The organism is Mesorhizobium sp. M8A.F.Ca.ET.165.01.1.1 (assembly GCF_004792065.1).
In the GTDB taxonomy this organism is placed as follows: domain Bacteria; phylum Pseudomonadota; class Alphaproteobacteria; order Rhizobiales; family Rhizobiaceae; genus Mesorhizobium.
Window position 1 is genome coordinate 455,370 of sequence record NZ_SRTH01000001.1, and the last position, 23,332, is coordinate 478,701.

General features: G+C 63.5%; 18 protein-coding genes. 7 read left to right on the plus strand and 11 right to left on the minus strand.

Features of this window, described 5'->3' with window-relative positions:
* Nucleotides 1-122 precede the first annotated feature (122 nt).
* Both EN808_RS02240 and hisN read left to right on the plus strand, forming a co-directional pair.
* On the plus strand, nucleotides 123-1,064 hold the full coding sequence (locus tag EN808_RS02240; RefSeq protein ID WP_127869910.1) for an N-formylglutamate amidohydrolase: 942 nt from the start codon (nucleotides 123-125) through the stop codon (nucleotides 1,062-1,064).
* A gap of 369 nt (nucleotides 1,065-1,433) precedes the next feature.
* Complete coding sequence (gene hisN, locus EN808_RS02245) at nucleotides 1,434-2,207, plus strand: histidinol-phosphatase (RefSeq protein WP_127869909.1); 774 nt, start codon at nucleotides 1,434-1,436, stop codon at nucleotides 2,205-2,207.
* Between the two features lie 12 nt (nucleotides 2,208-2,219).
* Here the strand turns inward: hisN and EN808_RS02250 are convergent, their stop codons facing one another.
* The 4 genes from EN808_RS02250 to EN808_RS02260 form a co-directional block, all read right to left on the minus strand.
* Nucleotides 2,220-3,050: an AraC family transcriptional regulator gene (locus EN808_RS02250; protein ID WP_127278506.1), complete on the minus strand. Its 831-nt coding sequence runs from the start codon at nucleotides 3,048-3,050 to the stop codon at nucleotides 2,220-2,222.
* Between the two features lie 103 nt (nucleotides 3,051-3,153).
* Nucleotides 3,154-3,384, minus strand: coding sequence for a DUF1127 domain-containing protein (locus EN808_RS02255; protein ID WP_127278507.1), 231 nt, complete (start codon nucleotides 3,382-3,384; stop codon nucleotides 3,154-3,156).
* A gap of 3 nt (nucleotides 3,385-3,387) precedes the next feature.
* The gene (locus EN808_RS36185) at nucleotides 3,388-3,543 is read right to left on the minus strand and encodes a hypothetical protein (RefSeq protein ID WP_167531297.1); all 156 of its coding nucleotides are present in this window, start codon (nucleotides 3,541-3,543) and stop codon (nucleotides 3,388-3,390) included.
* Between the two features lie 165 nt (nucleotides 3,544-3,708).
* A complete protein-coding gene (locus EN808_RS02260) occupies nucleotides 3,709-4,686 on the minus strand; it encodes an alpha/beta hydrolase (RefSeq protein ID WP_127278508.1) in 978 nt (325 codons plus the stop codon).
* Nucleotides 4,687-5,165: 479 nt separating this feature from the next.
* Here EN808_RS02260 and EN808_RS02265 point away from each other — a divergent pair, with 479 nt between their 5' ends.
* Nucleotides 5,166-5,633 (plus strand): Hsp20 family protein, encoded by a 468-nt coding sequence (locus EN808_RS02265; RefSeq protein ID WP_027142918.1) that lies wholly within the window; start codon nucleotides 5,166-5,168, stop codon nucleotides 5,631-5,633.
* Nucleotides 5,634-5,704: 71 nt separating this feature from the next.
* Here EN808_RS02265 and EN808_RS02270 read toward each other — a convergent pair whose 3' ends face one another.
* Complete coding sequence (locus tag EN808_RS02270; protein WP_127278509.1) at nucleotides 5,705-6,757, minus strand: low specificity L-threonine aldolase; 1,053 nt, start codon at nucleotides 6,755-6,757, stop codon at nucleotides 5,705-5,707.
* A 486-nt stretch (nucleotides 6,758-7,243) separates the two neighbouring features.
* Here EN808_RS02270 and gltB point away from each other — a divergent pair, with 486 nt between their 5' ends.
* Nucleotides 7,244-11,977 (plus strand): glutamate synthase large subunit, encoded by a 4,734-nt coding sequence (gene gltB / locus EN808_RS02275; RefSeq protein WP_127869908.1) that lies wholly within the window; start codon nucleotides 7,244-7,246, stop codon nucleotides 11,975-11,977.
* 141 nt (nucleotides 11,978-12,118) lie between these two features.
* Nucleotides 12,119-13,573, plus strand: coding sequence for a glutamate synthase subunit beta (locus EN808_RS02280; protein ID WP_127869907.1), 1,455 nt, complete (start codon nucleotides 12,119-12,121; stop codon nucleotides 13,571-13,573).
* On the opposite strand, the gene EN808_RS02285 is transcribed toward EN808_RS02280, so the two are convergent.
* Together EN808_RS02285 and EN808_RS02290 are read right to left on the minus strand one after the other, a co-directional pair.
* On the minus strand, nucleotides 13,570-14,802 hold the full coding sequence (locus EN808_RS02285) for a DUF459 domain-containing protein (protein ID WP_127869906.1): 1,233 nt from the start codon (nucleotides 14,800-14,802) through the stop codon (nucleotides 13,570-13,572). The two genes, EN808_RS02280 and EN808_RS02285, sit on opposite strands and share 4 nt — an antisense overlap.
* Before the next feature lie 31 nt (nucleotides 14,803-14,833).
* Nucleotides 14,834-16,057 carry a lytic murein transglycosylase gene (locus EN808_RS02290; protein ID WP_127869905.1) on the minus strand — a complete coding sequence of 408 codons (1,224 nt, stop codon included), beginning with the start codon at nucleotides 16,055-16,057 and terminating at the stop codon, nucleotides 14,834-14,836.
* A gap of 201 nt (nucleotides 16,058-16,258) precedes the next feature.
* Here EN808_RS02290 and galU point away from each other — a divergent pair, with 201 nt between their 5' ends.
* Nucleotides 16,259-17,173: a UTP--glucose-1-phosphate uridylyltransferase GalU gene (gene galU, locus EN808_RS02295; RefSeq protein ID WP_189343710.1), complete on the plus strand. Its 915-nt coding sequence runs from the start codon at nucleotides 16,259-16,261 to the stop codon at nucleotides 17,171-17,173.
* Between the two features lie 158 nt (nucleotides 17,174-17,331).
* On the opposite strand, the gene EN808_RS02300 is transcribed toward galU, so the two are convergent.
* On the minus strand, nucleotides 17,332-19,116 hold the full coding sequence (locus EN808_RS02300; protein WP_189524039.1) for an outer membrane beta-barrel protein: 1,785 nt from the start codon (nucleotides 19,114-19,116) through the stop codon (nucleotides 17,332-17,334).
* 248 nt (nucleotides 19,117-19,364) lie between these two features.
* Between EN808_RS02300 and EN808_RS02305 the strand changes: the two genes are divergently transcribed.
* On the plus strand, nucleotides 19,365-20,366 hold the full coding sequence (locus EN808_RS02305) for a KpsF/GutQ family sugar-phosphate isomerase (protein ID WP_127278885.1): 1,002 nt from the start codon (nucleotides 19,365-19,367) through the stop codon (nucleotides 20,364-20,366).
* Nucleotides 20,367-20,569: 203 nt separating this feature from the next.
* Here the strand turns inward: EN808_RS02305 and EN808_RS02310 are convergent, their stop codons facing one another.
* From EN808_RS02310 to EN808_RS02320, 3 genes are all read right to left on the minus strand, one after another.
* Nucleotides 20,570-21,034 carry an NfeD family protein gene (locus EN808_RS02310; protein ID WP_127278884.1) on the minus strand — a complete coding sequence of 155 codons (465 nt, stop codon included), beginning with the start codon at nucleotides 21,032-21,034 and terminating at the stop codon, nucleotides 20,570-20,572.
* A 14-nt stretch (nucleotides 21,035-21,048) separates the two neighbouring features.
* Nucleotides 21,049-21,999 carry an SPFH domain-containing protein gene (locus EN808_RS02315; protein ID WP_127278883.1) on the minus strand — a complete coding sequence of 317 codons (951 nt, stop codon included), beginning with the start codon at nucleotides 21,997-21,999 and terminating at the stop codon, nucleotides 21,049-21,051.
* A gap of 121 nt (nucleotides 22,000-22,120) precedes the next feature.
* Nucleotides 22,121-23,332: an FAD-dependent oxidoreductase gene (locus tag EN808_RS02320; RefSeq protein ID WP_135915032.1), complete on the minus strand. Its 1,212-nt coding sequence runs from the start codon at nucleotides 23,330-23,332 to the stop codon at nucleotides 22,121-22,123.

The following is a 23,332-nucleotide window of genomic DNA, read 5'->3' on the forward strand; positions in this document are numbered from 1 at the left end:
CAGGCCCGTTAACCATCCTGTATATGAGGAGGTGAGAGTAAACATCAAGTGAACACCGACGCGCTTGCCCCACATTTGCCAAGCGGCACGACGGCTGAAATGCTGGACATGCGGCCAGCAAGGTGGCAGTTTCATGCCATGATGCACTGGTGTTTTCGGGTTCGTTCAAATTGAAGACGGCAGCCGAGGATTTTTCGGTCTTTCCACCCTTCGAAATCCGGTCGGGCGCCGAGCAGCGCGTCCCCTTCCTCTTCAATTCACCGCATAGCGGCCGCTACTATCCTGAACGCTTCCTTGCCATGGCAAGGCTCGATCGCAACGCCATCCGCCGCTCGGAGGATTGCTATGTCGACGAGCTGTTCGGCGGCGCCGTGGCGCTGGGTGCGCCGATGTTGGCGGCAAATTTTCCGCGTGCCTATCTCGATGTCAACCGCGAGCCATGGGAACTCGACCCGCGCATGTTCGCCGAGCCGGTGCCGTCCTTCTGCAACATCCGCTCCGCGCGCGTGGCCGGCGGGCTCGGCACCGTGCCGAAGCTGGTGGGCGAGGGGCTCGACATCTATGCGGGCCGCTTGCCGCTCGCCGAGGCGGTTGCCCGCATCGAAGCCGTCTACAAGCCTTATCACGAAACGCTGAAGCGGCTTTTGACCCGGACCCACGCCCGTTTCGGCTTTGCCGTGCTGATCGACTGCCATTCGATGCCGGCGAGCATCCGTGTCGGCGACAACGGGCTGCGGCCGGATTTCATCATCGGCGACCGTTTCGGCATCTCGGCCACCGCGGCCCTGACCGAAACCGCGATCGGCCTATTGACCGCGATGGGCTATACCGTTGCTCACAACAAGCCTTATGCCGGCGGTTTCATCACGGAACATTACGGCCGCCCGGCGCGTCATCTGCATGCGCTGCAGATCGAGGTCAATCGCGGGCTCTACATGAATGAGCGGACATTCGAGAAAGCCGCCGGCTTCGACGCGCTGGCCGACGATCTGACGCGATTTTCGGCCGACCTGATGGCGATGCCGGATCACCATTTCATCGACCTGCCGCTGGCCGCGGAGTGAAGATCACGCCTTGTTCCATGCGTGCGACTGCCCGAAGATCCCTCGTGTGGTTTTGGGCGGTACGCTTCGGGAGCGGCTGAAAAAAAGACCGCATCGTTTGCACGATACGGTCGAAGTCTAGGGAGGAAACGCCCAAGGAGGGCATGGACAGGAAACCCTATCCGAGAATGAGGGTATTGTGCAGCGCACAAATGTCAAGCGACGTTCAGGCTTTTTTAATTCAGAGTGATGTGGAAATTGCGTTTCGTTGACAGAAACGTGACATTTCAGCAACAGGTGTCGCTGCCGGAAAATTCTCGAACACCCTTGTTTTGGCACGAAAGTGACGGCAAACGACTGTCTGGGCATGCTGCAACGCGGGAGAATCAGTTGGACATCAGCGTCGATTTCATGCGCCGTATCGCGCAAGCGGCAGCGGCTGAGACCTTGCCGCGCTTTCGCGCCCAAGGCGCGGTCGCCAACAAGGAAAAGGGCAGTTTCGATCCGGTCACCGAGGCCGACCGCGAGGCCGAGCGCGCCATCCGGGCGCTGATATCGGCCGAGTATCCCGATCACGGTATCCTGGGCGAAGAGCACGGCAGCGAGAACATCTCCAGCCGGCATGTCTGGGTTATCGATCCGATCGACGGCACGCGCGCCTTCATCTCCGGCCTGCCGGTGTGGGGGACGCTGGTCGGGTTGACGGTCGACGGCGACGCGGTTGCCGGCATGATGGCGCAGCCCTTCACCGGCGAGCTGTTCTACGCCAATGGATCCGGCTCGCATTACGAGGGACCGGGCGGTCCGCGAAAACTGTCGACCCGCAAGACGACAAAACTCGATGAGGCGACGCTGTTCACCACCACGCCGGCATTGTTCAAGGGCGAAGCGCGCACGCGCTATGACGCGTTCGAGAAACAGGTCCAACTCGCCCGCTACGGCGCCGACTGCTATGCCTTCGCCATGATCGCCTCGGGCAGCGTCGACATCGTCACGGATCCCGGCCTGAAGCCTTACGACATCGTCGCGCTCATCCCGATCATCGAGAAGGCCGGCGGTGTCGTCACCACCTTCGACGGCGGGCCGGCGGAGAATGGCGGCGATGTGCTGGCGGCGGCGACACCGGAGCTTCATGCCGCCGCCATGGCTGCCCTGCGCGGCTGACATCGCCTGCGGTCAGCGCGACCGTATCGAACGCTGGAATTCCGCCGGCGTACGCCCGTAGACCTGCTTGAACGCGGCACTGAAATGGCTGTGGCTGGAGAAGCCGAGATCCATGCCCAGCGTGGTCAGATTGTCGTAACGGCCAAGCAGGTCAAGCGCACGCGCCAGCCGCAGGCGCAGATGATAGCGGTAGAGCGGCATGGCTTCGACCTGCTGGAACACCTGCGTCAGGTAGACCGGCGAAACGCCGACCTCGACGGCAATCCCGGCCAGCGTCCAGCGCCGTGACAGGTCCGACGACAGCACGAGCTTGGCGCGGTCGACCAGTTTCTGCCGGCCAGGGCTGGCGCCCGCGACATGCGAGGTGCGCTCGCCAAGCGAGCGCCGTACCAGTGTCAGGGCGAGCGTCTCGGCCTCCAGCGTTTCGGCGACCTTGCGGCTCAGGCTGTGGCGCAGCAGCGCCACCAGCGCCTGCGCGCGCGGGTCGATGCGCCGGCGCTGACGACGAAACGCCAGCGTGCCGCCGGAGCGAAGCTGATCCTTCGGCGCCAGCTCCCGCAATTGACCGTCCTCGATGACGAGGTCGAGGCAGGCGTCGCCGCCCTCGATGGGATGGCTGACCTGATAAGGCTCGGCTTCATTGAAGAACAGCAGTTGATTGGCTTCCGCCACCGCGTCGTTGCGGCCGACATGGCGCACGAAGACACCGCGATAGGGAAACACCAGATGCGTGGCCGCGGTGCATTCCTCATCGCTCCTGTGCCGGCACTCGCCGCCGCAGACGACGTCCCTGACCCTGACGGTGCCGGTGTCGAGAAGCGGCTGCACCGTGAATTGCGACATGTCCGTTGCGCTCTTTCCTCGCGCCGGAAACGAGTCCGGAATTGCGGAGACCACTTTACGCAGACGGACTGCCCAGTCCTGTCAGGAGACTTTCGACAGGCGCTTAGCGGCGCCTGAATTCCGCATAGGCCTGGCCACGCGAAAGACCGATGTCCTTGAGCTGTTCGTCGCTCATTTCGAGCAAGGCAAGGCGGCTCCTTCGTTTCTCCATCTGGCGGCCGAACCATCTTGCCGCCGCAATACAGTGGGCACGCAATGACTGCTTGGTGGTCGCTGCGCGGACTGCCGGCGCCCGGCCGGCAAGGCCGTGTACGGTTGTGTGGTCGGGGCGCATCGCTCAATCCTCGCCCGTGCCGGCCGCCGAGGCGCCGGCTTCGTTCAGCGCCTGCGCGCATTCCTCGCAGCAGACCTCGACGGTCTTGCCGCCGACCTTCACGCGGATCGGGTTGGCGTCCAGTTGGCAATCGCAGGCGGCGCAGGTTTTCTCGGTCATGATCTCATCTCCATAGCGTTCAATTCCACGCATGCAGATGAGCATTCCGGAGCTGCCGCGGACTGTCAGAATCTTTAGCAGTTTGCCTACTGGGGACCTGGCCTGTGCGCTCCTCCTGACAACGGGGTGTCAGCTAGGCTATCTCGAAGAGACCTAAGGCACTGGTCAGGCCGTCGGATCGTCCGAGCCGGGGACGAAGGCGTCGAAGGCGGCGAGGAATTGTTCGCGGTAGAGGTCGACTTCCTGCAGGATCTCGTGCTTGGCGCCGTCGATCATCAACAGCGAACCGAGCCTCAGGCTTCTGGCGTATTTTTCCACCGCCTTGGTCGAGACGACCTGGTCGGCGCCGGCGGCGATGATCAGCAGAGGCACTTGGATGCGGGCCATGAAGTCGGGGTCGCTGATGGCTTCAGAGGCCTTCGCCGCCGCCTGCAGCCAGCGGATCGTCGGCCCGCCAAGCGCCAGTTGCGGATATTCTTCATAGATGCGCGTGTTGCGGCGATAGCGCTGTGGATCCGACGTCACCTTGTTGACTTCGAAGGGTAGGGTGTGTCTCGGCCGTGGACCCCACGCGGCATAGAGCCTGCCGAGCCCCAGGGCGCAGAAAAGCGAACAGACCCGGCGCACCGTCCGTATCGAGACCGGCAGGTCGGGCAATGTCAGGAATGGCGCGATCAGCACCATGCGCCGCACGCGGTTGACCATCGACGGCGCGGCAAGCAGCGTGATCACAGCGCCGGCGGAATGGGCAAGGATGTAGTAGGGTCCGCGGCAGTCCGGCAGCACGATCTCCTCGAAGAACTGCTCCAGGTCGGCCGTATAGTCGCGGAACGACCTGACATAGCCGCGCTGACGATCGCGGATCAACCGGTCGGAATCGCCCTGGCCGCGCCAGTCGAGGGTGGCGACACCGAAGCCGCGCGCGGCAAGGTCGCGGATGGTCTCGAAATATTTCTCGATGCACTCGTTGCGGCCGCCAAGCAGCACAACGGTGCCGCGCATTGGACGCGCCACCGCTGCGAACAGGCCGTAACGTATCTTCTTGCCGTCGCGCGTGGTGAAAAAGCCGCCTGTGGCGTTTTCCGGTCGCGGATTGCCTTCAACTTCGTGAAAAAGAGGGGCGTCGTGGAAAAGATCCGTCATTCGGCGCTTTGTGCTCGGCGTCTTTGCGCGCCAGCCTGTCGCGGCTGGCCTCGTCAAGGTGATAGACGCCAATACGTCAAAAGCAAAGCAAATCCGGCTTGTGGAGGACCGCAACGGGGAAGGCCGGAAGCGGCTTTGAGCGCGCTTCCGGCCCCTGTCGATCCGGGAGGAAGGGACGTTAACACCCGGTTCGGCCTCGTTGCGGCACCTCTGGAAAACCGGCGCCGCCAATCCTTGATCTTGAGAGCCACTTTAGCGGCGGCTGTCTGAACGGGCGCCGAAGCGCCGGTTCATCTGCCGTTCATCAAAGGCTGGCCGCCTCATTCTTTTCCGGTCAAACGAAACTTGAAATGCTTTCAAGCGCTCCCCAGATGTGGATTGCGGCCGCCAATGTCGGGGCCGCTGGTCCTCCCGAAACGCCGCTCACGGGTTTCGCACCGGCCATACGCAAACCATGTTGCTCAACAGGAGAACACCTCATGCGTCACGTTGATTTTTCCCCGCTTTATCGTTCGACCGTCGGCTTCGACCGTCTCTTCACGATGCTTGATTCGCTCGCCCAGCCCGATGGCGCGCAGACCTATCCGCCCTACAACATCGAGCGCACTGGTGAGGATTCCTACCGCATCTCGATGGCGGTTGCCGGCTTCTCGGATGACGAGATCTCGATCGAAGCCCACCGCAACGTGCTGACCGTAAAGGGTGAGCGCAAGGACGAGGGCACCGGCGAAGGCTCCGAGCTGCTCTATCGCGGCATTGCCTCCAGGGCCTTCGAGCGCCGCTTCCAGCTTGCCGATCACGTTGAAGTCGTCGGCGCCGCGCTGAAGAACGGCCTGCTCTTCGTCGACCTCAAGCGCAACATTCCCGAAGAGCTGAAGCCGCGCAAGATCGCGATCACCTCGGCTCCGGCCAAGGCCAAGCAGATCGAGGCCAAGACCGCTGCCTAAAGTCTAAAGTCTCCTCCCGAGACGGAAAGCGGCGCCGAAAGGCGCCGCTTTTTTGTTGCCCGGGACACCGGTTAGCCGGCGATCAACTGGCCGAAGCGGTCGACTTCCTCCGAGGTCGTCGCAAAACTGGTGACGAAGCGATAGAGCAGCTCGTCCTCGCCGATATGACCGTCGAAGCCGTGCGGCCTGTGCCAGTCGTAGAAGGCCGCGCCGGCCGCTTGCAGTTTCTCGGCTTGCGTTTTCTTGATCACAGCGAAGACTTCGTTGGCCTGCGGCAGCCACGCCAGCTTGGCCGAGGCCGAATCCTCGATCGCCGCCGCGAGGCGCGCTGCCATGGCGTTGGCATGCCTTGCGGTGTCGAGCCACAGCCCGTCTTTGAAATAGGCTTCGAACTGCGCCGCGACGAAACGCGACTTCGAAAACAGCTGTGCCGCTCGCTTGCGCAGAAAGGCCAATTCCCCAGCGCGGTCGAGATCGAACAGCACGATCGCCTCGGCGCACCAGCAGCCGTTCTTGGTGCCGCCGAAGGACAGGATGTCGACGCCGCGTTTCCACGTCATTTCGGCTGGCGTGGTGTCGAGCGCGGCCAGCGCATTGGCAAAGCGGGCGCCGTCCATGTGCAGCGGCACAGAATGGCGCTTGGCGATCGCCGAGATCGCTTCGATCTCGGCCAGGCCATAGATTGTGCCGACCTCGGTCGACTGGGTGATCGAAACGGCCATCGGCCGGCCCCAATGGACCACCTCGCCGGCGAAACGGCCGATAGCCCTGTCCAGATTGTGTGGTTCGATCTTGCCCAGGGCGCCGTCGACCGCGTGTAGCCGCGCACCGCCGGAAAAATATTCCGGCGCGCCGCACTCGTCCTCGATAACATGCGATTCGCGGTGCGCGAAGGAAATGCCGCCTGGCTTGTTATAGGTCGTCAGCGACAGCGAATTGGCGGCGGTGCCGGTCGCCACGAAGAACACGGCCACCTCGCGTTCGAAAATCTCGCTGAAGCGCCGGTAGACGGCCTGGTCGAGCGCACCGTCGCCATAGGCGGTCGAAAAGCCGGCGGTATGGGCCGAGAGGCCGGCTGCAATGCTTGGGTGGGCGCCTGCCCAATTGTCGGAAGCGAAGAACATGCGTCTGCCTGTGTTGGGAAAATCGCCGGGACCTTGACCGGTTTCATGGTCCGCCCGCAAGAGCCAGCCACCAGAAAACGGGTAAAGCCAGTGTCGGGCCGGCGGCGCCCTCACAGACCGAAGCTTACGTTTTGCAGCCACCTCACGAAATTTTGTGTCGCGACGCGGCCAAGTTTTTTGTGAATCGGTCTTGTATGGGTTCTGGATTTCTGTCATAAAAATTTAGGACAGTAGTGCTGTCTTATTTTGTCGCACAAAACTGGCTGGATTGGCGTATCGTTTAGGCCACTCCGGCTTTTGCCGCGAGCGACAGGTGGACGGACCAGCTCTGGCCTGTACGATACCGGATAGGAACCAGCGGCGCGCCGCCTGGTTCGGCGATTTCGCAAGACGTGCCGCAAGAATGAAGGGCGAGCCCAAGTGCTCGCCAAGGCAAACCAGCGCCCGCAGGCCAATGCCACGTGGCGCGGAACGGAGGATAGAACGATGACGGAATTGACGCTCTCTGCGACGAACGGCCAGGCCGCGCAGACGAAAGCGGCCGCCGTCAAAAATACCTCCATCAAAAATCGCGCGACTACCGGCGGCCTCACCGCTCAGGGGCTCTACGATCCGCGCAACGAGCATGACGCCTGCGGCGTCGGCTTCATCGTCAACATGAAGGGCGTGAAGTCGCATCAGATCGTCAAGGACGGGCTTGCCGTGCTCGAGAACCTGACGCATCGCGGCGCCGTCGGCGCCGATCCGCTGGTCGGCGATGGCGCCGGCGTGCTGGTACAGCTTCCGGATCTTTTTTTCCGTGAGGAGATGGCGGCCCAAGGTATCGAACTGCCACCGGTCGGTCAGTATGGCGTCGGACACTGGTTCATGCCGCAGGATGCCATCCTTCGTGCCCATATCGAAGAGATCATCGCCGAATCGGCGCAGTCCGAGGGGCTGCCGCTGCTCGGATTCCGTGACGTGCCGGTCGACAATTCGTCGCTGTCGAAGGCGCCTGACATCGTCGCGTCCGAGCCGTTCCACCGCCAGGTCTTCATCGGCCGCACGGCCGATATCATCGATGACGAGGAATACGAGGCCAGGCTCTATCTGCTACGCAAGGTCATCTCGGGCCGCATCTACGCCGAGAACGACAACAAGGACATCGGCGCCTATTGCGTGTCGCTGTCGGCGCGCACCATCGTCTACAAGGGCATGTTCCTGGCCTATCAGGTCGGCGCCTACTACAAGGACCTCAAGGACCCGCGTTTCGAAACCGCGCTGATCCTCGTCCACCAGCGCTTCTCGACCAACACCTTCCCGTCGTGGAAGCTGGCGCATCCCTATCGCATGGTCGCCCACAATGGCGAGATCAACACGGTGCGCGGCAACAACAACTGGATGGCGGCGCGCCAGGCGTCGGTCGATTCCGAACTGTTCGGCAACAACATCTCGAAGCTTTGGCCGATCTCCTACGATGGCCAGTCGGATACGGCGTGCTTCGACAATGCACTCGAGTTCCTGTTCCAGGGCGGCTACAGCCTCAGCCACGCCATGATGATGCTGATCCCGGAAGCCTGGGCCGGCAACAAGCTCATGGATGCCGACCGCAAAGCTTTCTACGAGTATCATGCGGCGTTGATGGAGCCGTGGGATGGGCCAGCGGCGGTCGCCTTCACCGATGGCCGCCAGATTGGCGCTACACTCGACCGCAACGGATTGCGTCCGGCACGCTACATCGTCACCGATGACGACCGCGTCATCATGGCTTCGGAAGCCGGCGTGCTGCCGGTGCCGGAGGAGAAGATCGTGCAGAAGTGGCGGCTGCAGCCCGGCCGCATGCTTCTGATCGACCTGGCCAAGGGCCGCATCGTCCCCGACGAGGAGATCAAGTCGGAGATCGCGACCAGGCACCCCTACAAGACCTGGCTCTCCAACACGCAGCTCATCCTGGAAGATTTGAAGCCGGTGGAGCCGCGCGCGCTGCGCAAGGACGTCAGCCTGCTCGATCGCCAGCAGGCATTCGGCTACACCCAGGAAGACACCAAGCTGTTGATGTCGCCGATGGCGACCACGGGCCAGGAAGCAGTGGGCTCGATGGGCACCGACACGCCGATCTCGGCGATGTCGGACAAGTCGAAGCTGCTCTACACCTATTTCAAGCAGAATTTCGCCCAGGTCACCAACCCGCCGATCGACCCGATCCGCGAGGAGCTGGTGATGAGCCTGGTGTCCTTCATCGGACCGCGGCCGAACATCTTCGACCTGGTCGGCAATTCGCGCCGCAAGCGGCTCGAGGTGCGCCAGCCGATCCTGACCAACGGCGATCTCGAAAAGATCCGCTCCATCGGCCATACCGAGGACCGTTTCGACACCAAGACGATCGACATCACCTATGGGTCGAGCGAGGGTGCTGCCGGCATGCAGGGCGCCGTCGAACGTCTGTGCGAGCGGGCCGAAGCAGCGGTCGCCGGCGGCTACAACATCATCATCCTGTCCGACCGCCAGCTTGGGCCGGACCGCATCGCCATTCCGGCACTGCTGGCGACGGCCGCCGTGCACCACCATCTGATCCGCAAGGGCCTGCGCACCGCGGTCGGCCTGGTCGTGGAATCCGGCGAGCCGCGCGAGGTGCATCATTTCTGCTGCCTTGCCGGCTATGGCGCGGAAGCGATTAATCCCTATCTGGCCTTCGACACGCTGCTCGACATGCACAAGCGCGGCGAGCTGCCGGAAGAGGTCGACGCCTATGAAGTGGTGTCGCGCTACATCAAGTCGATCGGCAAGGGCATCCTCAAGGTGATGTCCAAGATGGGCATCTCGACCTATCAGTCCTATTGCGGCGCGCAGATCTTCGATGCCATCGGGCTGAAGACCGATTTCGTGCAGCAGTACTTCACCGGCACCGCGACGCTGATCGAAGGCGTCGGACTTGATGAGGTCGCAGGCGAAACCGTCAGCCGCCACACGGACGGTTTCGGCAGCGATCCGGTGCTGCGCAACAGCCTGGAGGTCGGCGGCGAGTATCTGTTCCGCATGCGCGGCGAGGCGCATATGTGGTCGCCCGACGCGGTCGCCACCTTGCAGCACGCCGTGCGCCAGGGTTCGTGGGACACGTTCAAGGAGTATTCGACGCAGATCGACAGCCAGACGGCCCGCGCCCAGACCATCCGCGGCCTGTTCAAGATCAAGCTGGCGGATGAGAGCGGGCGCAAGAAGGTCGCGCTCGACGACGTCATGCCGGCAGCCGAGATCGTCAAGCGCTTCTCGACCGGGGCGATGTCGTTCGGTTCGATCTCCAGGGAAGCGCACACCACGCTGGCGCGCGCCATGAACCAGATCGGCGGCAAGTCGAACACCGGCGAGGGCGGCGAAGAGGCCGACCGCTATCTGCCGCTGCCTGGCGGCGGCAAGAACCCGGAACGCTCGGCGATCAAGCAGGTCGCCTCGGGACGGTTCGGCGTGACGGCCGAGTATCTCGTCAATTCCGATGTCATGCAGATCAAGGTGGCGCAGGGCGCCAAGCCCGGCGAGGGCGGCCAATTGCCCGGCCACAAGGTCGACGCGACCATTGCCAAGGTGAGGCACTCGACGCCGGGCGTCGGCCTGATCTCGCCGCCGCCGCATCACGACATCTATTCGATCGAGGATTTGGCGCAGCTGATCTACGATCTGAAGAACGTCAATCCGGCGGCCGACGTGTCGGTCAAGCTGGTGTCGGAAGTCGGTGTCGGCACGGTTGCCGCCGGCGTCGCCAAGGCGCGCGCCGACCACATCACCATCTCGGGTTATGATGGCGGCACCGGCGCCTCGCCGCTGACCTCGCTCAAGCATGCCGGCAGCCCGTGGGAGATGGGTCTTGCCGAGACGCATCAGACGCTGGTGTTGAACGGCCTGCGTTCACGCGTGGCGCTGCAGGTCGACGGCGGCCTGCGCACCGGGCGCGACGTCATCATCGGCGCGCTGCTCGGCGCCGACGAGTTCGGCTTCTCGACCGCGCCGCTGATCGCGGCCGGCTGCATCATGATGCGCAAGTGCCATCTCAACACCTGTCCGGTCGGTGTGGCGACGCAGGACCCGGTGCTGCGCAAGCGCTTCAAGGGCACGCCCGAGCACGTCATCAACTTCTTCTTCTACGTGGCGGAAGAGGTGCGGGCGCTGCTCGCCGAAATGGGCTTTACCCATATCGACCAGATCATCGGCGACGCCGACCTTCTGGAAAAGCGCGACGTGATCCAGCACTGGAAGGCGCGCGGGCTCGACTTCTCGAAGATGTTCTACAAGCCGGATGCGCCGCATGAAGCAGTGCATTGGACGGAACGGCAGAAGCACCCGATCGACGATGTGCTCGACCGCAAGCTGATCGAACTGGCCAAGCCCGCATTGGAGGCCAAGCAACCGGTCAAGATCGAGGTGGACATCCGCAATGTCGACCGTTCCACGGGCGCCATGCTGTCGGGTGAGGTGGCCAAGCGCTTCAAGCACAAGGGGCTGCGCGAGGACACGATCCAGGTCAAGCTCACCGGAACCGCCGGCCAGTCCTTCGGCGCCTTCCTGGCACGCGGCGTTTCCTTCGAGTTGGTCGGTGCCGGCAACGACTATGTCGGCAAGGGCCTGTCGGGCGGCCGCATCGTCATCCGGCCGCCGCAAGAAGCCAGGATCGTCGCGGCCGACTCCATCATCGTCGGCAATACGGTGCTCTATGGCGCGACCGAGGGCGAGGCCTATTTCGCCGGGGTCGCCGGCGAGCGCTTCGCGGTGCGCAATTCGGGCGTGGCGGCCGTCGTCGAAGGCGTCGGCGATCATGGCTGCGAATACATGACGGGCGGCGTCGTCGTCGTCATCGGCAAGACCGGCCGCAACTTCGCCGCCGGCATGTCGGGCGGCGTCGCCTACGTGCTGGACGAGGCGGGCGATTTCGCCGAGCGCTGCAACATGGCCATGGTCGAGCTGGAGCCGGTTCCGGAAGAAGACGACCTGATGGAAAAGCTGCTGCACCATGGCGGCGACCTCGACCACAAGGGCCGCGTCGACGTCTCCGGCGACATGACCAGCCATGACGAGGAACGGCTCTACCAGCTGATCTCGAACCACGTGCACTATACGGGTTCGGTGCGCGGCCGCGAGATCCTCGACGACTGGGCGACGTTCCGGCCGAAATTCCGCAAGATCATGCCGGTCGAATACCGCCGCGCGCTGATCGAGATGGAACGCATGCGCATGGGCGTCGCGGCCGAATAGATTATTGAGAATTGCCGGGGAGCCCAGGCTTCCCGGCCCCTTCATCGACAGTTTGACCTCGGGCTCAAGGTTGCCATGGCTGCCTCAAGAGGTTAACGGGTGCGGCGAAAACCGCACCATCTGGACAGCAGGAACTGGACTATGGGCAAGGTAACAGGCTTTCTCGAAATCGACCGGCAGGTGCACAAGTACCAGCCGGCCTCCGACCGCATCCGGCATTTCCGCGAATTCACGCTGCCGATGTCGGACAAGGAGGTCGAGAAACAGGCCGCGCGCTGCATGGATTGCGGCATTCCGTTCTGCCACGGGCCGACCGGCTGCCCGATCCACAACCAGATCCCCGACTGGAACGACCTCGTCTACAACAGGGACTGGGACAACGCGATCCGCAACCTGCACTCGACCAACAACTTCCCGGAGTTCACCGGCCGCATCTGTCCGGCACCTTGCGAGGAAGCCTGCACGCTGAACCTCGAGGACATTCCTGTCGCCATCAAGACGGTGGAGCAGGCGATCGCGGACAAGGCTTATGAGACCGGCCACATCAGGCCCTATCCGCCGGAAAGGAAGACCGGCAAGCGGGTCGCCATCATCGGGTCCGGCCCGGCCGGCATGGCGGCCGCCCAGCAACTCGGCCGCGCCGGCCACGACGTGCATGTCTATGAGCGAGAGAGCCGGCCAGGCGGGCTGATGCGTTACGGCATTCCCGACTTCAAGATCGAGAAGCACTATATCGACCGGCGCATCGAACAGATGCAGGGCGAGGGGGTGACCTTCCACTGTGGCGTCAATGTCGGCGTCGACAAGCCCGTGGCTGAACTCCTCGCAGAACATGATGCCGTGCTCTATTGCGGCGGTTCGGAAACGCCGCGCGCCGCCGGGATACCCGGCGATGATCTCGGCGGTGTGCATGACGCGATGCCCTATCTGGTGCAGCAGAACCGCCGCGTCGGCGGTGAGCCGATCCAGTCCGTGGCATGGCCGTCGCATCCGATCATCGCCGGTGGCCAGCATGTCGTTGTCGTCGGTGGTGGCGATACCGCCTCCGACTGCGTCGGCACCGCCTTCCGCCAGGGCGCCGTGCGCGTCACCCAGCTCGACATCCGCCCGCAGCCGCCCGAGAAGGAAGACAAGCTCGCCGTCTGGCCCTACTGGGCAACCAAGATGCGCACCTCGTCCTCGCAGGCCGAGGGCGCGGAGCGCGAATTCCAGGTGGCGACGCTCGAATTCATCGGCGAGGAAGGCCAGCTTACGGGCGTCAAATGCTGCGAGGTCGACGAGAAGCGCAAGCCGATCGCCGGCACCGAATTCGTCATCCGCGCCGATCTCGCCTTCATCGCCATCGGCTTTGCCGGACCGGCGACGGCAGGCGTTGCGGCGGAACTGGAGGGTGAGATGAAGATCACCACCGACAGCCGCCGTTCCAGGAATGTCGAGGCCAATGACCGCGACTACAGGACCAGCGTCGACCGGCTCTACGCGGCGGGCGACGTGCGCCGTGGCCAGTCGCTGGTCGTCTGGGCGATCCGCGAAGGCCGCCAGGCGGCACGCTCGATCGACGAGGCGCTGATGGGGACGACCGTCCTGCCGCGTTAAGGGGTAATCGCCGTCGTGGTATCGGCGGCCGCGGCCGCGGCTGCCGGACTTGCCTTCGGCGGCCAGGAAAAGTCGTCGGCGCGTCCGGGCGAAGCTTCCGGCGCCTTGCCCTCGATCACCAACCTTTCCCCGGGAAGAGCTGGATCGGCCTTCGGCAGTGGGGCGGCGCCGAGCAATTCGGTGCCGCCGTCGAGCGCGGGATCGCTGAGCAGCATGGGTTGGGTGCGATCGATGACGATGGGGGCGGCGGCCGAACCGGGCGCCTCGACCGGTGCGCCCGCCGGCGCCGCCGTCGGTGCCACGCTTCCCGGCGCGGCCAGTCCAAGGATCTTCACCAGCGACTTTTCGGTGTAGAAGGCGAGTTTGCGCTTGCCTGCCTTGGACACGTTGATGCCGTCATCGGCGCGCAGCCGCACGGGCTGGCCATTCATGTCGGGGCCGCTGGTAATGAAGGCCCCGTTCTCGTCGACGAAACCGTCCCAGACATCGACGAATTCGCCGCCGTGGCTTTCGGCCGCCTTGTGGTAGATGTCGTTGAAGGCCAGCATGTCCGAGGTCATCTTCGGCACCCGGAAGGCCGGCATGCCCACCCATAGGAAAGGCACCTTGGCGGTGGCGATTGCCTTGCCGAACTCATCGGTACGGTGTTCGTACTCCTTGGTCCAGTTTTCGGAACGAGGCTGCTCGCGTACGTCCCCGACCTTCATCTGCTGGCGGTCGTTAGACCCTAGCATGACGACCACCGCGGCGGGCTTTTCGGTTTCGATCAGCGATTTGATCTGTTCGGGCCAGTTGTAGAAATCATCGCGCACGAAGCCTGACGAGCCATTGCTGCGGTCAACGATCCTGACGCCGGTATTCTCGGCGAAGGCTTCGTCCAGACCCTCGGCCAGACCCGCCGCCATGAAGTCGCCGACCACAAGGACGGTGCGGGCGTCCGGCGCTTTTTCGGCCACGGGCGTTGCAGGCTCCTCGGGTGGGCGAGGCGCACGAGGTTTCTTCTTCGGCTTGGGTATCGCCTTCTGGATGTCCAGTGGCGGCTCTACCCGCTCGCTGCGGCGCGGAAACAGAAGGTCGCGCAACGACCAGCCGCGGCTCTGCTGCGGCTGCTCCTGCGCCATGGCTGGGGCGTGGACGGCGCCGGCCACAGCGATGGCGAGCACGGCGAAGGCCAGAATCAGCACCGGCGTGCGACGAACGACCGTCCCGATGCGCGCAGGCCAAACCAATCGCCCCCTCCCTACTCAACTACGCCAGGTTTTATTTTTGCCTGAGCCATTTCAGCACTTCCAAGCTCGGATAGCCATCCTGGGCCAAGCCAACCTTCGCCTGATAAGCCATGATGGCCGTCTTCGAGCCGTCACCGATCTTGCCGTCGAATTTGCCATCATAAAGGCCATGCTGGGAAAGTCGCTTCTGCAACTCCTGCCTTTCCTCGAAGCTGAGCTTGGTGAAAGGTCGCTGCCAGTCCTGCACCAGGCCGTTGCCGCCAGCGATCTCATCGGCAAGCAGACCGACAGCGAGCGCGTATTTGTCGGCATTGTTGTAGGCCTTGATGACCGAGAAATTCCTGATCATCAGGAAGGCCGGTCCGCCGCGGCCGTCCGGCACTTTCAGCGTCGCCTTGTCGGTAAGGGTCTTGAACGGTTTGCCGCTGGCCCTGGCGACGCCGAGCGCCTGCCATTGCGCCAGCGTCTTCGATCCGCCCGGCAATTTGCCTGCCGGCAAGGTGACTTCGTAGCCCCAGGTCTTGCCAGCCTGCCAGCCATTCTTCTTGAGCAGGTTAGCCGATGTCGCCAACGCATCGGGAATGGAATTCCAGATGTCGCGCTTGCCGTTACCGTCCATGTCGACGGCATAATGCTGGTAGCTGGTCGGGATGAACTGGGTCTGGCCCATGGCACCCGCCCAGGAGCCCATCAGGTGGCTTTCGTCGATGTCGCCGCTCTGCAGGATCTTCAGCGCCGCGACCAACTGGGTGCGGGCGTATTTCGAACGTTTCGGGTCGCCATATCCCAAAGTCGCCAGCGAACGGACGACATTGCGCATGATGTCGTCGCGCTTGAGGATCTCGCCATAGTTCGATTCCATCGACCAGATGGCCAACAGCACGTAGCGGTCGACACCGAACCTCGCCTCGATCCTGTCCAGCCAAGGTTTCCACTTTTTCGCCATCTGCTGCCCGACGGCGACGGACTGGTCATGGACGCGGTTGTCGAAATAATCCCAGGCGGGTGCGGTGAATTCGGGCTGGGTGCGGGCCTTTTCCAGCACCACCGGATCGGGCTCGTTGATCCCCCGGAAGGCCTGGTCGTAGACGGCGGCGGAAACGCCGCCGGCCACGGCGGTGGCGCGGAAGCCGGCGACCCATTGCCGGAACCCGGCGTCGGCGAAGGCCGGCCCGGTGGGAATGAGCAAAGCGAGCGAGAGGCTTGCGGCCGTCATGACGCTGCTGAAACGTTTTGCGGCATTGCGAACGGACATCTTTTCCTCCTTCTTTGTCTCAGGAAAGACCATTCATCGCCGAACCGGGTTAGGAATTAGTTTACCATAGGCGTCGCCTGGAACGAAAAGACACCTCGATGCTTTAACCGGTGGAAGTTTCCCTCAGCCGCTCCAGTAATCTTCAATTCCGGCGTGAAAATGTCGCGAGACGGGATTGCGGAGCCGGCCAGCAAACGGATAATTGGAAGCATGAAGAGAGTTCGCAAGGCAGTTTTCCCGGTCGCCGGCCTCGGCACCCGGTTTCTCCCGGCCACCAAGGCCGTTCCCAAGGAAATGCTGACCGTCGTCGACAGGCCGGTCATCCAGTATGTCGTCGATGAGGCGCGCGAGGCGGGCATCGAGCATTTCATCTTCGTCACCGGCCGCAACAAGGCGGTCATCGAGGACCATTTCGATATCCAGTTCGAGCTCTATGACACGCTGGCACAGCGCGGCAAGGACGAGCAGCTTGCCCGCCTGCAGCGGCTGCAGCCGGCGCCGGGCCAGACCAGCTTCACCCGCCAGCAGGTGCCGATGGGTCTCGGCCATGCTGTCTGGTGCGCGCGCGAACTGGTCGGCGACGAGCCGTTCGCGCTGTTGTTGCCCGACATGATCATGCAGTCGGAGAAGAGCTGCACGAAGGCGATGGTCGAACTCTACGAGGAAACCGGCAACAACATCATCGCCGTGCAGGAATGCGACCCGGCGGAGGCTCACAAATACGGCATTGTCGGCCGCGGCGAAGACACCCATCACGGCTTCCGCATCACCGAGATGGTGGAAAAGCCGAAGACCGGCACAGCGCCCTCCAACCTCTACATCAACGGCCGCTACATCCTGCAGCCGGAGATCTTCAAAATTCTCGAAGGCCAGGAGAAGGGCGCCGGCAACGAAATCCAGCTCACCGACGCGATGCTGAAGCTGGAAAAGCAGCAAGCCTTCTACGGCTATCATTATCAGGGCCGCACCTTCGATTGCGGCTCGCCGGAAGGTTTTGTCGAGGCCAATGTCGCCTTCGCGCTGTGGCGCAACGACATGAACCAGAGCATGGCCGGCGTGATCCGCACGCTTCTCGACGAGATGAAGCCATCAGAACGGCGCGGAGCAGCGTTTTAAGCCCCATACTTTCGTCATCCTCGGCGAAGCAGGAGCCAGAGAGATGCTCCAGGCCTATCACCGCAGAGGCGACCCATAAGTCGCTGCATGGATCCTGGGGTCTGCGCCGGGTCGCTTCGCTCCTTGCTACGCCCCAGGATGACGAAGTGCATACGCGTTCAGCGCTGCACTTTCATGCCGAGGTAGATGCTGTTGGCGGTGTAGTCGCGGCCGGGCAGGTTGCTGGTCAGCTTTTCGGTTCTTACGCGGGTGGTGAGGCCGGCATAGCGGTTCAGCCACCAGGTCAGGCCGGCCTCGGCGCTCAAGATCCTGTCATGGCCGTCGATGCCGACATAGTCGCGCCAGTCCAGGCCCAGTGCCGCATTCGCGGTGAGATTGGATCGGATCACGCGTTCGCCCGTCAGGCGTCCGGAGTAGAGGATATCGCCGCTTTCGCCTGATGTGGTCGTGGTCTCGACAGTGGTCTTGCCAGTCAGGCCGATCGTGCTGCCGCGTTCGGGCGACCATTTTAGATCGGCATTGACGGTGGCACCCGAAATCGCTTCAAGGCTTTTGTCGTCGATCGCTTCCCTGAGCCAGCCGGCCGAGAATTCACCCGACAGCTTCTCGCCCATGTCGACTTGCAGGCCCGCGCGGGCGCCGAGGCGCGTCGAGGAGCGCTCGAAGCCTTCATCGTCGATGCGCTGGTCATAGGCCCGGCGGCCGACCTCGATTTCGGTGAAGGGCGTGAGCGCCGGGGAAATCTCGTAGCCGGTGCGCAAGGTTGCCGTGTAGAGCGTGTTGTCTTGATCCTTCTGCGACAGCGAGGTGCCGTCGGCGAGCTTGGCGTCACCGTAGAAGTCGTGTGAGACCGCCCCGGTCAACCTGTACTGCATCTTGCCGACGGCCTTCTCGACGCCGATGCTGCCATCGATCGTCTGCCGCAGCGGCTGGGTGCTGACGCCGGCAATGGCATCGGGCGAAGACGCCGATTCCGGCACGGCTTCGTAGCCGAGCTTGGCGATGGCGCGCAATTCCTTGTCGAGGTCGACATTGAGTTGGCCTTCGATGCGGCCCTGCCCATCGTGAACCGGGTAGCCCGACACGGTTTCGCGGAAATTGCCATAGCCGTCGATGGTCGCGGAGTTTTCGCGCCAGTCGGAAGCGGCGGTAAAGCGCAGCGCCGTCTCGGACAGCAGCGCCGACGTGCCGGCACTGCTCGAATCGCCGTTCGTCGTCGCCGTCAGCCCCTGTTCGATGGTCGGCCGGATGACGAAGGAGCCCCATTTGACACCGGTGGCGGCGAACGGATCGTCCTCGGGCTTCTTGTTCTGGCCTTCGATCGCAGCGGTGCGCTCGGCGCCGGCGTCGAGTTTCTGCCTGTCCACACTGTCGATGGTGAGTGCGCGGCGGTTGGCCGCTTCCTGGTCCGTCGCGGTGTTGTCGGTATCGTCAGTCGTCGCCGTGGTGGTCGCCGTGGCGGTGGTGGTTGGATCCGTGGCCGCCGTGGTGCCCTTTTTCTTCTTGGACTTGTCGGCAGCCTTGTCCTTTGCCTTGTCGGCCGCGTTCTGCCTGGCGGCCGAAGTGCGGCGCGGCTTGGGCGGCGTCGGTGCGTCGGCGGAGATATCGTCACTGGCCTGGGGCGGGTCGAAGACGCTGTTGGTCGAGTTCGCGGCGTCGGTATCGTCAGGCACGGCACCGGCGCTGGCCGGCAGATAGGTGCGCGCCGACGCATCGTCCTGCGCGGCAGCATTGGCCGCCGCTTGCTGGGCAAGAACAAGGTTTCTTGCCTTGCGCTGCTGGTCGGACAGGATCGCCGATTCCGACAGTTCTCCACGCAGTTCCGCTTCCTGGGCCTGGAGTGGCGCAGGACGCAGCAAGGCAAGGACGCTGGTCGCAAGCAGCAAGGCGCAGACCGCGTTGCCCCGTCGTCCTCTCGATTTTTCTGGCTGGACCCCGGACATCGCCACCACTGCTCGCGCGGCGCATGCGCGCCATACTTACCGAACCGTAAATGGGGATGGTTAACGGAGGGTTGAGGCCGCGCGCGTCCCCGGTTCAAACGCGATTTCCGCGGGCGACAATGCGGGTCCGCGTCGTGCCTTCCGTTTTGATCCTTGTCGTTGTCCCAAATTGCCGCACACATTCAGCCGTCATGCGGAAGGCCATTTCTGTTGGACAGGCGGGCGGCAAAGCGCTAATCGCATCAGCCATGCATGCGAGACCTCTCGATAAGAAGCCCCTGGACAGGCAAGCGTCGATCGAATCGGCGCTGAGAACGGTGGCAACCGAGCAGGCCGGGATCGCGGCCCTTGCCGAGGCGCTCGAGAACGGACTGGCGGCGCCCTTTGCCCATGCCGTCGACATGATCTCGAAGATCGAGGGCCGGCTCATCGTCACCGGTGTCGGCAAAAGCGGGCATATCGGTTCGAAGATCGCGGCGACGCTGGCCTCGACCGGCACGCCTGCCTTCTTCGTCCATCCCGCCGAGGCCAATCATGGTGATCTCGGCATGATCGCCAAGGACGATGCCATCATCGCAATCTCGTGGTCGGGCGAGAGCAAGGAGATGATGGGTATCGTCGCCTATTCCCGGCGGTTTTCCATTCCGCTCATCGCCGTCACCTCTGGAGAGACGTCGGCGCTGGCGCGCGCGGCCGACGTCGTGCTTTTGTTGCCACGCACCCCCGAGGCCTGCCCGCATGGCCTGGCGCCGACAACATCGACGCTGCTGCAGCTGGTCGTCGGCGACGCGCTGGCGATCGCGCTGCTCGAGGCGCGCGGCTTCACGCCGGACCATTTTCGCACCTTCCATCCCGGCGGCCAGCTTGGCGCCAACCTGACCATGGTCTCCGAGATCATGCGGGTCGGCGACCAGATGCCGCTGGCCGTCGTCGGCACCAAGATGCCGGAAGCGGTGATGACGTTGTCGCAGAAGAAGGTCGGCTGCGTCCTGATCGTCGACGCGAATGGCGAATTGGCCGGGATCATCACCGACGGCGATGTGGCGCGCAACCTGCACCGTAACCTGGCCGATGTCATCGTCGACGAGGTGATGACCCGCACACCCAAGACGGTCGACCCGCAGACGCTAGCAGGTACGGCCATCGCGCTGCTCAACGAGCACAATATCGGCGCACTGGTGGTGACCAGGAACAACATGCCGCTGGGCGTGGTGCATTTTCACGACCTGCTGCGCATCGGCGCAGCCTGAGGTGCGCTGATATTCAGGTGAGGTCGGCCTGCAAATGGCTGATTCCTGGGCTTCCCCGTTCTACTGCGTCGCAGTAGAACTGAGCTCGCGTACGAAAAGTACGCTCCGCTCCGGTTCTCGGCATCAGCCATTTTCGACTCGCCCTGACCTGAATCTCAGCACACCTGCGCGTCGGCGGCATTCAGGTAATGGCGAGCTGAAATTCAGACCTGCTCCACCGTCAATTCCAGATCGGTGTCGGCGGCGGCGGTGACGCGGACTTGGGTGCCGGCGGGCAGGTCCGGGCCGGAAACGCGCCACAGCGTGTCGCCGAGCTTGATGCGGCCACGGCCGTCGCGGATCGGTTCGGCAAGTGTCGCCATCCTGCCGATCATCTGCGCACCACGGCGGTTGAGCAGGGGCTGGTCGGTCGGCTGGTCGCGTCCGCCCATGAGTTTCTTGCCGACAAAGGCTGAAACCAGCGACAGCACGAGGAACAGCAGCACCTGGACCTGCCATGTCCAGATGGCGGCATCCCAGATCAGCAGCGACACCGCGCCGACGATCAGGGCGGCGATGCCGATCCAAAGCATGAAGAAACCCGGCGCGATGACCTCTACAACCAGCAGCACGAAGCCCAGAACCATCCAGTTCCACGGGCCGAGTTCAGAAACGATGCGGTCGATCATGAGCGTGGCCTATCTCAGTTTTCGGAGGGCCTGACGACAGGCGGACGCGCTGCCTGCCTTTGCGCACCGGTCGTGCCTTCGCTGCGGAAGACTTCCTTGGCGATCTCGCCGATACCGCCGAGCGTGCCGATCAGCGAGGAGGCTTCCAGGGGCATCAGCACGACCTTGCTGTTGGTGGCCGAACCGATCCTGGTCAAGGCCTCGGTGTATTTCTGGGCGACGAAGTAGTTCAGCGCTTGCACGTCGCCCTTGGAAATCGCTTCCGACACCACCTGGGTGGCGCGGGCTTCGGCTTCGGCGGAGCGTTCGCGCGCCTCGGCGTCGCGGAAGGCGGCTTCCTTGCGGCCCTCGGCTTCGAGGATCTGCGACTGTTTGAGGCCTTCGGCGGCCAGGATTTGCGCGCGCTTGTTGCGCTCGGCGGTCATCTGGCGGCCCATCGATTCGATCAGGTTCGCCGGCGGGTTGATGTCCTTGATCTCGACGCGGGTGATCTTGATGCCCCACGGATGCGCCGCTTCGTCGACGACGCGCAGCAGGCGCTCGTTGATGGCGTCGCGGTTGGACAACAGCTCATCGAGGTCCATCGAGCCCATTACAGTACGGATGTTGGTCATCGTCAGGTTGAGGATGGCGTTCTGCAGGCCGGCAACCTGATAGGCGGCCTGTGCCGCGTTGAGGATCTGGTAGAAAGCGATGCCGTCGACGCCGACGATGGCGTTGTCGCGGGTGATGATCTCCTGGCTCGGAACGTCGAGCACCTGTTCCATCATGTTCATCTTGGCGCCGATGCGGTCAACGAATGGTGTGATGAGGTTGAGGCCGGGGCTCAGTGTCTTGGTGTAACGACCAAAGCGTTCGACGGTATAGTTGTATCCCTGCGGAATTGTTTTGATGCCCTTGAACAGCACCAGCACGACAAGCGCGACCAGAACAACGACCGCAATATCGAAACCACTGAAATCCATTTGGTTCTCCCTCAGAGGCAGGCCGCGCGAGCCATTCCCACGCAGCCGACTTCACCAAAGACTTAAGTGTGTTTCAGCAACGTTACAATTAGGTGATGAGGGATTGTTTGCGAGTATACACTCAGCGGTTGAAGGCAAACAGGCTTGCATCCGTGTCTTCAAGCCCGCGGATCGAGGCCGGAACGATCTCGGCAGCGATGCGCGAGAAGGTGATGCCGTTGCCGCCATAACCCATCACGGCATGGATGCGCGGATGCCTGGGAATGGCGCCGATGCAAGGGAGGCCAGTGGTCGTCGTGCCGAAGGAGCCGGTCCAGGCAAATTCGGGCCTGGTGTCGAGATGCGGCAACAGCCTGCCAAGCTTTTCGGCAATCCGTTCGCTCTTGTCGGGGATGAGTTCGTCTCGCTGTGTCTCGTCGACGAAATCCTCGTCCTCACCGCCGCATACGACCCGGCCGTCGGTGGTCGCCCTGACATAGAGGTAGGGATCCGACGCCTCCCAGATGAACGTCGCACCCGGCCAGAGCTTTCGTGGCTGTGGGCGCGTCGCGATCGCCCAGGTCGAGATGATCTGGTGGGCCGCCGCCGGCACGATGTCGACCAGTTCGTAACCGGTGGCCAGGACGACATGCCGCGCCGTAATGGTGGGGCCGTCCCTGGTTGCCACGACCACCTCGTCGGCACTGTCCTTGATCGCCGTCGCTTCGACGGGCATGTAGAGACGAGCCTTGCGCCCGAGCGCCTCGAGCAGCAGTCCTGCTGTCAGCTTGCGCGGGTCGAGCGCGATGTTGCCATGGCTGAGGATGGCGCCATCGCGGTCGATGCCGAACGCCTCGGCGAGCGGCCGAGGGGTCAAGTAGGTCGCGGCGATGCCAGCTTGCCGGCGCGCTTCGGCCTCCTCACGCAGTTCCGAGGGGCCGAGCGCGGTGCCGGCCAGATAGAGCGATTGGGTTCGGCTCATGCCGCAGGTGATGCCGAGTTCGGTGACGCGGGCGGCGAGATTGGAAACGGCCAGCCGCGAGCGTCGCCAGGCCTGCCGTGCCTCGGCCTTGCCAATCATTCTCGACAGAATTGAAAGCGGCTGGTCGATTTCGAACTGCACCAGCGCCGTGGTTGCCGCCGTCGAGCCTTTCAGCGGTCCGCGGCGGTCGATGCACGCCACGGAGTGACCGTCTGCTGTCAGCGCCTCGGCCATCATGGCGCCGCTGATCCCCATGCCGATGATCAGCACATCGGTCTTGACGTCCCGGGTCAGACTGTCGGTCGGCACCGTGGGCGCGCGATAGGCCGACCAGACGGGCTGGCCGGTTCTGAGGTCGAGTTTGCGCGGCAT

Coding starts and splice junctions, on each gene's coding strand:
- EN808_RS02310 (WP_127278884.1), bottom strand. CDS start 21,034: ATGATCGACCGCATCGTTTCTGAACTCGGCCCGTGGAACTGGATGGTT.
- EN808_RS02315 (WP_127278883.1), bottom strand. CDS start 21,999: ATGGATTTCAGTGGTTTCGATATTGCGGTCGTTGTTCTGGTCGCGCTT.
- EN808_RS02250 (WP_127278506.1), bottom strand. CDS start 3,050: ATGTCGCAATTCACGGTGCAGCCGCTTCTCGACACCGGCACCGTCAGG.
- gltB (WP_127869908.1), top strand. CDS start 7,244: ATGACGGAATTGACGCTCTCTGCGACGAACGGCCAGGCCGCGCAGACG.
- EN808_RS02270 (WP_127278509.1), bottom strand. CDS start 6,757: ATGTTCTTCGCTTCCGACAATTGGGCAGGCGCCCACCCAAGCATTGCA.
- EN808_RS02280 (WP_127869907.1), top strand. CDS start 12,119: ATGGGCAAGGTAACAGGCTTTCTCGAAATCGACCGGCAGGTGCACAAG.
- EN808_RS02300 (WP_189524039.1), bottom strand. CDS start 19,116: ATGTCCGGGGTCCAGCCAGAAAAATCGAGAGGACGACGGGGCAACGCG.
- EN808_RS02255 (WP_127278507.1), bottom strand. CDS start 3,384: ATGCGCCCCGACCACACAACCGTACACGGCCTTGCCGGCCGGGCGCCG.
- EN808_RS02305 (WP_127278885.1), top strand. CDS start 19,365: ATGCATGCGAGACCTCTCGATAAGAAGCCCCTGGACAGGCAAGCGTCG.
- EN808_RS02320 (WP_135915032.1), bottom strand. CDS start 23,332: ATGCCGCGCAAACTCGACCTCAGAACCGGCCAGCCCGTCTGGTCGGCC.
- EN808_RS02260 (WP_127278508.1), bottom strand. CDS start 4,686: ATGACGGATCTTTTCCACGACGCCCCTCTTTTTCACGAAGTTGAAGGC.
- EN808_RS02290 (WP_127869905.1), bottom strand. CDS start 16,057: ATGTCCGTTCGCAATGCCGCAAAACGTTTCAGCAGCGTCATGACGGCC.
- EN808_RS02265 (WP_027142918.1), top strand. CDS start 5,166: ATGCGTCACGTTGATTTTTCCCCGCTTTATCGTTCGACCGTCGGCTTC.
- EN808_RS36185 (WP_167531297.1), bottom strand. CDS start 3,543: ATGACCGAGAAAACCTGCGCCGCCTGCGATTGCCAACTGGACGCCAAC.